Source organism: Streptomyces sp. URMC 127 (assembly GCF_051386535.1).
Classification (GTDB): Bacteria; Actinomycetota; Actinomycetes; order Streptomycetales; family Streptomycetaceae; genus Streptomyces.
Genome location: NZ_JBPQTW010000047.1, coordinates 26,069 through 36,280 on the forward strand (window position 1 = coordinate 26,069; position 10,212 = coordinate 36,280).

Sequence of the window (10,212 nt, forward strand, 5' to 3'; positions counted from 1 at the left end):
TAGAATGCGGGAATTCTTGGAATGAGTAATTCCCCCAGTCGCCGGTGGTGGTTTACCTCTATCCCGTCCGGGCGTCTTCCGGGTGGTTCCGCAGGGCTCTGACTGGACCTCCCCCGCTCCCGCCGCGACCTGCCGAACGCCTGATCGACAGCGGTCGCCGTACGCCGAACGGCCGCTGCCCGGCCGGGTTCCCCCACGCGACTGCTGCAAGCACCCGTGCGGCCGCCTGCGACCTGCGGTAGGACTGATGCATGGTGAAGATCCTGATCTCCGCGGACATGGAGGGCGTCACCGGCGTAACCTGCCCGGCCGACGTGCTGCCCGGCGCCTCGCAGTGGGAGAGGTGCCGCCGCCTGTTCACCTCCGACGTGAACGCGGCGATCGCCGGGTTCTTCGACGGGGGCGCCGACGAGGTCCTCGTCAATGAGGCGCACTGGGGCATGCGCAATCTGCTGCTGGAGGAGCTGGACGAACGCGCCCAGATGCTCACCGGCCGGCACAAGAGCCTCAGCATGGTCGAGGGCGTGCAGCACGGCGATGTGGACGGCGTCGCCTTCGTGGGCTATCACACGGGCGCCGGCACCCCGGGGGTCCTCGCCCACACCTACCTCGCCAACACGATCACCGGCGTGTGGGTGGGCGGCGCGCGGGCCAGTGAGGGGCTGCTCAACTCCCTGGTCGTCGCCGAGTACGGGGTGCCGGTGGTGCTGGTCACGGGCGACGACCTGACCTGCGCGGACGCCAAGGGATATGCGCCGCGGGCCCGTTCGGTGGCCGTCAAGGACTGCGTCTCGCGCTACGCGGCCGTCTGCCGGCCGCCCGCGCGCACCGCCGCGGACATCCGCGCCGCGGCCAAGGAGGCGACGGCCCTCGCCGTGCGGTACGAGCCCGCCACGGGCACGGGCCCGTACACCGTCGACATCGAGTTCGACGCCGACCACCTGGCCGGCGCGGCGACGGTGGTCCCGGGGGTGGTGCCGAGCGGCGAGCGGCGGGTCTCGTACACCACGGCGACCATGTACGACGGCATCCGCTGCTTCAAGGCGGTCACGACCGTCGTGTCGGCCGCGGTGGAGGAGCAGTATGGCTGAGATCACGACGGAAGAGGCCGGGACCGGGGTGGACGGGCGCGCGCTCGACGAGGCGGTGCGCTTCACCTCGGACCTGATCCGCATCGACACGACCAACCGCGGCGGCGGCGACTGCCGGGAGCGGCCCGCCGCCGAGTACGTCGCGGCGGCGCTGAGCGAGGCGGGCATCGAGCCCGCCGTGCTGGAGAAGGAGCGCGGCCGCACGAACGTCGTCGCCCGCATCCCCGGCACCGATCCGGGCGCCCCCGCGCTGCTGGTCCACGGCCACCTCGACGTCGTCCCCGCCGACCCCGGCGAGTGGAGCGTCCACCCCTTCTCGGGCGAGGTCCGCGACGGCGTGGTGTGGGGCCGCGGCGCGGTCGACATGAAGAACACCGACGCGATGGTCCTCGCGGTCGTCCGGGCCTGGGCGCGCACGGGCACCAGACCCCGGGGGGACATCGTGCTCGCCTTCACGGCCGACGAGGAGGACCGCGCCTGGACGGGGGCGGGCTTCCTCGCCGAGAAGCACGCGGAGCTGTTCGAAGGCTGCCGGTACGCCATCGGCGAGTCCGGCGCGTACACCTTCCACGCGGACGGCGGGCTGCGGCTGTACCCCGTGGCGGCGGGGGAGCGGGGCACGGCCTGGCTCCGGCTCACCGCGCGCGGCCGGGCGGGCCACGGCTCCAAGCCCAACCAGGCCAACGCGGTCACCCGGCTGGCCGAGGCCCTCACCCGGATCGGCAGGCACCGCTGGCCCGTGCGGCTGTCGCCGGTCGTGCGCGCCGCCCTCACGGAGATCGCCGCCCTGCACGGCATCGAGGCCGACCCCGGCGCGCCGGACTTCGACGTGGACGCGCTGCTGGCGGAGCTGGGCGAGGCCTCCCGGCTCGTCGCCCCGACGGTGCGCAACAGTTCCAACCCGACGATGCTGGACGCCGGCTACAAGGTCAACGTGATCCCCGGGACCGCCGTGGGGCACGTGGACGGGCGCGTCGTGCCCGGCGGCGAGGACGACTTCCGCACGACGATGGACGAGCTCACGGGCCCGCACGTGGAGTGGGAGTACTACCAGCGGGGGGAGGCGCTGCAGGCCCCGCTCGGCACCGCGCTGTTCGCCCGGATGCGCGAGGCGGTCGAGCGCTTCGACCCCGGGGGGCACGTGGTGCCGTTCTGCATGTCCGGCGGCACCGACGCGGGCCAGTTCTCGCGCCTGGGCATCGACTGCTACGGCTTCGCCCCGCTGAAGCTGCCCGAGGACATCGACTACCAGGCGCTGTTCCACGGCGTCGACGAACGGGTCCCCGTCGAGGCGCTGCACTTCGGCGTCCGGGTGCTCGACCACTTCTTGCTGAACACAGGATGCTGAAACCCGCCCGATGAACCGGCCTGATGAGCCCGGCCCGATAGACCCGGTCCGACGGACCGTCACGAGGAGGCGTAGCAGATCATGGTGTCCACGGTGCCCTACGGAGCCTGGCAGTCCCCGGTCGGCGCGGAGCTCGCCGCGTCGCACGGCGGCGGCCCGGACTTCGTGGGCACGGTCGGTGACGAGCTGTGGTGGGTGAGCCCCCGCCCGGCGGAGGAGGGCCGCTTCGCCCTGGTGCGGCGGCGGGCCGGCGGCCCGGAGGAGACGGTGCTGCCCGCTCCGTGGAACGTGCGCAACCGCGTCATGGAGTACGGCGGCCTGCCGTGGGCCGCGGCGGCCCGGGAGAGCGGCGGCCCGCTCGTGGTCTTCACCCACTTCGCCGACCAGCGGCTCTACGCGTTCGAGCCCGACGCCCCGGCGGGGAGCGCCCGCAGCGCCCCGCGGCCGCTGACGCCGGTCTCGTCCGTGGGCGGCGGGCTGCGCTGGGCCGACCCCGTGCTGCTGCCCGGCCGCGGCGAGGTGTGGTGCGTCCTGGAGGAGTTCACGGGCGAGGGCCCGTGCGACGTGCGCCGGCTGCTGGTGGCCGTGCCGCTGGACGGCTCCGCCGCGCGGGACCACGGCGCGGTACGGGAGCTGACGGACGGCCGGAACCGCTTCGTCACCGGGCCCCGGCTCTCCCCGGACGGCACGCGGGCGGCCTGGATCGCCTGGGACCACCCGCGGATGCCGTGGGAGGGCACCGAGCTGAAGGTCGCCCGGGTCTCGGCGGACGGGCGGCTGCCCGGCGCCCGGACCGTCCTGGGCGGGCCGCGGGAGTCCGTCGCCCAGGCGGAGTGGACGGCCGGCGGCGCGCTGGTCGCGGCGAGCGACCGCTCCGGCTGGTGGAACCTGTACCGCGTCGACCCGGAGACGGGGCGGAGCACGGCGCTGTGCCGCCGCGAGGAGGAGTTCGCCGGACCGCTGTGGCGCGTGGGGCAGCGCTGGTTCGCGCCCCTGCCCGGCGGGCTGATCGCCGCCGTCCACGGCCGGGGCGCCGCCGTCCTCGGCGTCCTCGACCCGGCGAGCGGCACGATCGCCGACGTCGCCGGGCCGTGGACGGAGTGGGCGCCGACGCTGGCGGTGAGCGGCACCCGCGTCGTGGGTGTCGCGGCGAGCCCGCGCAGCACGTACGAGGTCGTCGAGCTCGACGCCTGCACGGGCCGCGCCCGGCCCGTCGGCGCCCGGCACACCGACCGCGTGGATCCCGCGTACTACCCCGAGCCGGTGGTGCGCGCCTTCGCGGGCCCGGGCGGGCGCGAGGTGCACGCGAACCTCTACCCGCCGCGCAACCCCGGCCACACCGCCCCCGAGGGCGAGCTGCCGCCCTACGTGGTGTGGGCGCACGGCGGCCCGACCGCCCGGTCGCCGCTCGTGCTCGACCTGGTGACGGTCTTCTTCACCTCGCGGGGCATCGGCGTCGCCGAGGTGAACTACGGCGGTTCGACGGGCTACGGGCGCGCCTACCGCGAGCGGCTGCGCGGGCAGTGGGGCGTGGTGGACGTCGAGGACTGCGCGGCGGTGGCCGCGGCGCTGGCCGCCGAGGGCCTCGCCGACCCGGCCCGGATCGCGGTCCGCGGCGGCAGCGCGGGCGGCTGGACGGCCGTGGCCTCCCTCGCCGCCACGTCGCTCTACGCGTGCGGCACGGTCCTCTACCCGGTGCTGGACCTGGAGAGCTGGACGGCGGAGGACGGCACGCACGACTTCGAGTCGCGCTACCTGGACTGGCTGATCGGCCCGCGGGACGAGGTGCCCGGACTGTACGCGGAGCGCTCGCCGCTGCGCCGCGCGGACCGGATCTCGGCGCCGTTCCTGCTGCTGCAGGGGCTGGCCGATCCCGTCTGCCCGGCCGCCCAGAGCGAGCGGCTGCTGGCGGCGATGGCCGGCCGCGGGGTGCCGCACACCTACCTCGCCTTCGAGGGCGAGGGGCACGGCTTCCGCAGGGTCGCAACGATCGTGCGGGCCCTGGAGGCGGAGCTGTCGCTGTACGCGCAGACTTTCGGGGTCGCCGCGCCGGGCGTGCCCGCCCTGGAGCTCGCGACGACCTGACACACGGACAGTTCCCGCCTTGCCAGGGGGCGGTCGCCGGCGAGCCGGGGGCCGCCCCCCTATAGGCAAGAGCGTGAGGTTAGCCTAACCTAAGCCTTGCTGTGCGCCCCCCGCGCGCGGAGCGGGTAGGGCGCCCCCCGCGGCGGGCGGCGGTCCCGGCCGAACAGGCCGCGGTGGTCATGTAAGGTAAGGCTTGCCTTAGTTTGAGTGTGAGAACCGGAATCGGGGGAACCGCCGTGCAGCAGTCAGAACTCTCCGGCCGCGTCGCGCTGGTGACCGGCGCCGGCCAGGGCATAGGCGAGGCCGTGACCCGCGCCCTCGTCGCCCGGGGAGCGCGCGTCGCGGCCCTCGACTGGACCCCGGACGGCATCAAGGACCTGGAGGCCGAGCTCGGCCGCGACAAGGTGACCGCCCACACCGCCGACGTGGCCGACAGCGCCGCCGTCGAAGCCGTCGTCGGCGAGGTCGAGACCACCGTCGGCCCGCTGGACATCCTCGTCAACGTCGCGGGCGTGCTGCGCACCTCGCCCGTCGTCGACATCACCGACGACGTCTGGCACCGCACCTTCGCCGTGAACTCCACCGGCGTCTTCAACACCTCGCGCGCCGTCGCCCGCCGGATGACCGAACGCCGCTCCGGCTGCATCGTCACCGTCGGCTCCAACGCCGCGGGCGTGCCGCGCACCAGCATGGCCGCGTACGCCGCCTCCAAGGCCGCCGCCACCATGTTCACCAAGTGCCTCGGCCTGGAGCTGGCCCGCAGCGGCATCCGCTGCAACGTCGTCTCGCCCGGCTCCACCGACACCGCCATGCAGCGCGGGCTGTGGGCCGACGAGCAGGCGCCCCAGCGCGTCATCGACGGCGACCCGGCCTCGTACCGCGTCGGCATCCCCCTCGGCCGCATCGCCGAACCCTCGGACATCGCCGACGCGGTCGCCTTCCTCGTCTCCGACCGCGCGCGGCACATCACGATGCACGACCTGTACGTCGACGGAGGCGCGACGCTGCGCGCCTGACGGCGCCGCCGTCTCCCGGGGCTCCGCCCCGGACCCCGGTCCTCAATCGCCGGACGGGCTCAAAGAATTTGAGCCCGTCCGGCGACGCACCGATGGCCCATAAGGCCAGCCGCCACCCGAACACTTCACGCAAGACCCACCCGGTGCGACCCACCGGAGGAACGGAGCAGCAAAGGTGACCACCGCTCACCACGTCGCGGACCGGCCGGGCGGCAGCGAGCCCGGCGCCCCCGTCAGGGGTGACACCGTCGGCGCCGCCACCTCGCTGCTCGACGCCTACGAGCCCGGCCGGGCCCGGTTCTTCGCCTCCCCGACCCGCACCCTGCTCGCCCACGGCGTCCGCGCCGAGGTGCCGCACGGCACCGCCCCCGTGGCGCAGCGCGTCGCCGAGACCCTCGCCGCCCGCGTGCTCGCCGGCGACGAGGCCCCGGTCGTCGTCGGGGCGATCCCCTTCGACCAGGCCGCGCCCGCCGCGCTGGCCGTGCCCGAGGCCGTCCGCTGGGCGCCGCCGCTCGCCGAGGACCCGCTGGTCGCCCTGCCGGCCGCCGCCCCCGGCGCGGCCCGCTGGGACGTCCGGCCCGTGCCGGAGCCCGCCGGCTACGGCGCCGCCGTCGCCGAGGCCGTCCGCCGCATGCGGCGGGGCGACTTCGCCAAGGTCGTCCTCGCCCGCACCCTGGAGCTCACCTCCGACCGCGACCTCGACCTGCCCGCGCTGCTGCAGCGCCTGGCCCGCCGCGACCCCTCCGGCTACACCTTCGCCCTGCCCACCGGCCCCGGCCGCACCCTGCTCGGCGCGAGCCCCGAACTGCTGGTCTCCCGGCGCGGCGGCACCCTCGTCGCCAACCCGCTGGCCGGCTCCACGCCGCGCAGCGCCGACCTCGCCGAGGACGTCCGCCGCGCCGCGGCCCTCCTGCAGTCGGAGAAGAACCTGCACGAGCACGCCGTCGTCGTGGACGCCGTCCGCGAGGCCCTCGCCCCGTACTGCCGCACTCTGCACGTGCCCGAGCGACCCACGCTCGTGCGCACGGCCGCCATGTGGCACCTGTCGACCACCGTGACCGGCGAGCCGGCCGACCCGGCGGTGTCCGCGCTGGAGCTGGCCTCCGCGCTGCACCCCACGCCCGCCGTCTGCGGCACTCCGACCACCACCGCGCGCGACGTCATCGGCGAGCTGGAGCCCTTCGACCGCGGCTTCTTCACCGGCATGGTCGGCTGGGGCGACGCGAGCGGCGACGGCGAATGGGTCGTCACCATCCGCTGCGCGGAGGCCGAGCAGCGCACCCTGCGGCTGTACGCGGGGGCCGGTGTGGTCGCGCAGTCCTCGCCGGAGGCCGAGACGGCCGAGACCGGCGCCAAGTTCCAGACGTTCCTGCAGGCTGTGGGGGTTGACCAGTGACCGGGATGACCGACGCTCCGGGCTATCCGGCGGAGTTCGCCGAGCGCTACCGCGCGGCGGGCTACTGGCGGGGAGAAACGTTCGGGCAGATGCTGCGCGAGCGCGCGCAGGCGCATCCGGACCGGATCGCGATCGTGGACCCCTCGGGTGAGGGACGCCGCTGGACCTACGGCGAGCTCGACCTGCGCGCCGACCGGCTCGCCGCCGGCTTCCTCGCCCACGGCATCGGCAAGGGCGACCGCGTCGTCGTCCAGCTCCCGAACGTCGCCGAGTTCTTCGAAGTGATCTTCGCGCTGTTCCGCATCGGCGCCCTCCCCGTCTTCGCGCTGCCCGCCCACCGCGAGACCGAGATCCGCCACTTCTGCGCCTTCACCGAGGCCGCCGCCTACGTCATCGCCGACGTCAGCGAGGGCTACGACTACCGCGAGCTCGCCTCGAAGGTCCGCGCCGAGGTCCCCGGCCTCAAGCACGTCTTCGTCGCCGGCGATCCCGGCGAGCACACCGCGCTGGCCGGTGTGCCCACCGGCCCGGTGGCCGTGCCCGACGCCCCCGCCCCGCACGACCTGGCCTTCCTCCAGCTCTCCGGCGGCTCCACCGGCGTGCCCAAGCTCATCCCGCGCACCCACGACGACTACATCTACTCGCTGTGGGGCTCCAACGAGATCTGCGGCGTGGACGAGGACAGCGTCTACCTGTGCGCGCTGCCGGCCGCCCACAACTTCCCGCTCAGCTCCCCGGGCACGCTCGGCGCGCTCTACGCCGGCGCCCGCGTCGTCCTCGCCCCGCGCCCCAGCCCCGACGTCGCCTTCCCGCTCATCGAGGCCGAGGGCGTCACGATCACCGGGCTCGTGCCGCCGCTCGCCCTCGTGTGGACCGAGGCCGCCGCGGAGACCCCGTACGACCTGAGCAGCCTTCAGGTGCTGCTCGTGGGCGGCGCGAAGTTCAGCGAGGAGGCGGCCCGCCGGGTGCGCCCGGCCCTCGGCTGCACCCTCCAGCAGGTCTTCGGCATGGCGGAGGGCCTGGTGAACTACACCCGGCTGGACGACCCCGAGGAGACCATCGTCACCACCCAGGGCCGCCCGATCTCGCCCGCCGACGAGATCCGCGTCGTGGACGACGAGGACAACGACCTGCCCGTGGGCGCGACCGGCCACCTGCTCACCCGCGGCCCGTACACCATCCGCGGCTACTGGCGGGCCCCCGAGCACAACGCCACGGCCTTCACCGCCGACGGCTTCTACCGCACCGGCGACGTCGTCCGGCTCACGGAGACCGGCCACCTCGTGGTCGAGGGCCGGGCCAAGGACCAGATCAACCGCGGCGGCGAGAAGGTCGCCGCCGAGGAGATCGAGAACCACATCCTCGCCCACCCGGCCGTGCACGACGCCGCCGTCGTCTCCATGCCCGACGCGTACCTCGGCGAGCGCACCTGCGCCTACGTCGTCCTGCGCGAGGGCGCCGCGCCGGTGAAGTCGATCGCCATCAAGAAGTTCGTCCGCGAGCGCGGTCTGGCCGCCTTCAAGGTCCCCGACCGGGTGGAGTTCGTGACGGAGTTCCCGCAGACGGGCATCGGCAAGGTGTCGAAGAAGGACCTCCGCGCGGCCATCGCCGCACAGGTCGCCGCCGCAGCAGCACAGCGCTGAGACCGCTGAGAACCGAGAAAGGCCCACCCACCACCATGGCACTGCCCGCCATCGCCCCCTACCCCATGCCGGGGGCGGCCGACCTGCCCGCGAACAAGGTCGCCTGGACCGCCGACCCGGGCCGCGCCGTGCTGCTCGTGCACGACCTGCAGAACTACTTCCTCGACGCGTTCGAGGCCGGGGCGTCGCCCGTCACCGAGCTGCTCGCCAACGTCGCCGCGGTGAAGAAGGACTGCGAGCGGCTCGGCGTCCCCGTCGTCTACTCGGCCCAGCCCGGCGGCCAGAGCCCCGCCGAGCGCGGCCTGCAGCAGGACTTCTGGGGCCCCGGCCTGCCGGACGACGAGCGCGCGAAGGCCATCGCCGACGCGGTCGCCCCCACCGAGGGCGACACCGTCCTGACGAAGTGGAAGTACTCCGCGTTCGTCCGCACCGACCTCGCCGAGCGGATGGCAGCCCAGGGCCGCGACCAGCTGATCATCGTCGGCGTGTACGCGCACATCGGCGTCATGATGAGCGCCTGCGACGCCTGGATGCGTGACATCCAGCCCTTCCTCGTCGCCGACGCCGTCGCCGACTTCTCGGCAGAGGACCACGCCATGGCACTGCGCTGGGCCGCCGCCAAGTGCGCCGTGGTGACCACCACCGACCGGCTCTTCGAAGGGGCGTAACACCCATGGCACTCACCCTCGAGCAGATCCGGGCCGACGTCGCCGACGTGCTCGGCGAGGACCCCGCGGACATCCCCGACGACGAGAACCTCGTCGACTACGGGCTCGACTCGGTCCGCATCATGACCCTCGTCGAGCGCTGGCGCCGCGACCACGGCACCGACGTCACCTTCGTGGCCCTCGCCGAGCAGCCGGCCATAGAGCAGTGGGCACCGCTGCTGGGGGCGGGAACGTGAACGCCCGCACCCTCGACCGGGCGGGGGCGCGTCCCCTGCCCGGCTCCTCCGGCGCGGGACGGTCCCCCGCGCCGGAGGGGCTGCCCCTGACGGCCGCCCAGTCGGGCATGTGGTTCGCCCAGGCCCTCGACCCCGGCAGCCCCGCCCTCGGCACCGCCGAGTACCTGGAGATCCACGGGGACATCGACCCCGCTCGCTTCGCCGAGGCCCTGCACCGCACCGTCGGCGAGGCCGACGCCCTGCGCGTCCGCATCGCTGACACCCCGGACGGCCCGCGCCAGCTCCCCATCGCCGTCGAAGCCCCCGGCCACGGCTTCCCCCTGCACACCGCGGACCTGCGCGCCGAGCGCGACCCCGACGCGAGCGCCCTCGCCTGGATGCGCGCCGACCTCGCCGAGCCCTTCGACCTCGCCCGCGGCCCGCTCTTCTCCCACGCCCTCCTGCGCACCGGCGACGCCCGCTGGCTGTGGTACCAGCGCGTCCACCACGCCGTCCTCGACGGCTACGGCTACTCCCTCGTCGCCCGCCGCGTCGCCGAGCTCTACACCGCCCTGGCCACCGGCGAGGACCCGGCCCCCAGCCCCTTCGGCCGGCTCGCCGACCTCGTCGCCGAGGACGCCGCCTACCGCGACTCCGCAACGCGCACCCGCGACCGCGCCCACTGGCTCACCGCCTTCGCCGACCGCCCCGAGGCGAGGGTGGGTGCCTCGGCCGCGCGCCCCGCCCTGC

The 10,212-nt window shown here is 74.7% G+C and carries 9 protein-coding genes; all 9 read left to right on the plus strand.

Translation table 11 applies throughout. From position 1 onward, the window contains the following. Positions 1-254: 254 nt before the first annotated feature. Positions 255-1,091 carry a M55 family metallopeptidase gene (locus tag ACSNOH_RS13530; protein ID WP_436721536.1) on the plus strand — a complete coding sequence of 279 codons (837 nt, stop codon included), beginning with the start codon at positions 255-257 and terminating at the stop codon, positions 1,089-1,091. Further along, positions 1,084-2,439: a M20/M25/M40 family metallo-hydrolase gene (locus ACSNOH_RS13535; RefSeq protein WP_436721530.1), complete on the plus strand. Its 1,356-nt coding sequence runs from the start codon at positions 1,084-1,086 to the stop codon at positions 2,437-2,439. The genes ACSNOH_RS13530 and ACSNOH_RS13535 overlap by 8 nt, the downstream gene beginning before the upstream one ends. 81 nt (positions 2,440-2,520) lie before the next feature. Continuing rightward, the gene (locus tag ACSNOH_RS13540; RefSeq protein WP_436721531.1) at positions 2,521-4,524 is read left to right on the plus strand and encodes a prolyl oligopeptidase family serine peptidase; all 2,004 of its coding nucleotides are present in this window, start codon (positions 2,521-2,523) and stop codon (positions 4,522-4,524) included. Between the two features lie 236 nt (positions 4,525-4,760). Further along, entirely contained in the window at positions 4,761-5,540 is a 780-nt protein-coding gene (locus tag ACSNOH_RS13545; protein ID WP_436721532.1) for a 2,3-dihydro-2,3-dihydroxybenzoate dehydrogenase, read from the plus strand. Positions 5,541-5,715: 175 nt separating this feature from the next. Beyond that, complete coding sequence (dhbC, locus tag ACSNOH_RS13550) at positions 5,716-6,936, plus strand: isochorismate synthase DhbC (protein ID WP_436721533.1); 1,221 nt, start codon at positions 5,716-5,718, stop codon at positions 6,934-6,936. Between the two features lie 5 nt (positions 6,937-6,941). Beyond that, on the plus strand, positions 6,942-8,579 hold the full coding sequence (locus ACSNOH_RS13555; RefSeq protein ID WP_436721534.1) for a (2,3-dihydroxybenzoyl)adenylate synthase: 1,638 nt from the start codon (positions 6,942-6,944) through the stop codon (positions 8,577-8,579). 35 nt (positions 8,580-8,614) lie between these two features. After that, on the plus strand, positions 8,615-9,247 hold the full coding sequence (locus ACSNOH_RS13560) for an isochorismatase family protein (protein WP_436721535.1): 633 nt from the start codon (positions 8,615-8,617) through the stop codon (positions 9,245-9,247). Between the two features lie 5 nt (positions 9,248-9,252). Continuing rightward, entirely contained in the window at positions 9,253-9,483 is a 231-nt protein-coding gene (locus tag ACSNOH_RS13565; protein WP_120755643.1) for a phosphopantetheine-binding protein, read from the plus strand. Positions 9,484-9,590: 107 nt separating this feature from the next. Continuing rightward, positions 9,591-10,212: condensation domain-containing protein (locus ACSNOH_RS13570; protein ID WP_436721537.1), on the plus strand; the 622-nt coding region annotated here is incomplete at its 3' end.

Coding starts and splice junctions, on each gene's coding strand:
- ACSNOH_RS13535 (WP_436721530.1), top strand. CDS start 1,084: ATGGCTGAGATCACGACGGAAGAGGCCGGGACCGGGGTGGACGGGCGC.
- ACSNOH_RS13540 (WP_436721531.1), top strand. CDS start 2,521: ATGGTGTCCACGGTGCCCTACGGAGCCTGGCAGTCCCCGGTCGGCGCG.
- ACSNOH_RS13555 (WP_436721534.1), top strand. CDS start 6,942: ATGACCGACGCTCCGGGCTATCCGGCGGAGTTCGCCGAGCGCTACCGC.
- ACSNOH_RS13560 (WP_436721535.1), top strand. CDS start 8,615: ATGGCACTGCCCGCCATCGCCCCCTACCCCATGCCGGGGGCGGCCGAC.
- ACSNOH_RS13565 (WP_120755643.1), top strand. CDS start 9,253: ATGGCACTCACCCTCGAGCAGATCCGGGCCGACGTCGCCGACGTGCTC.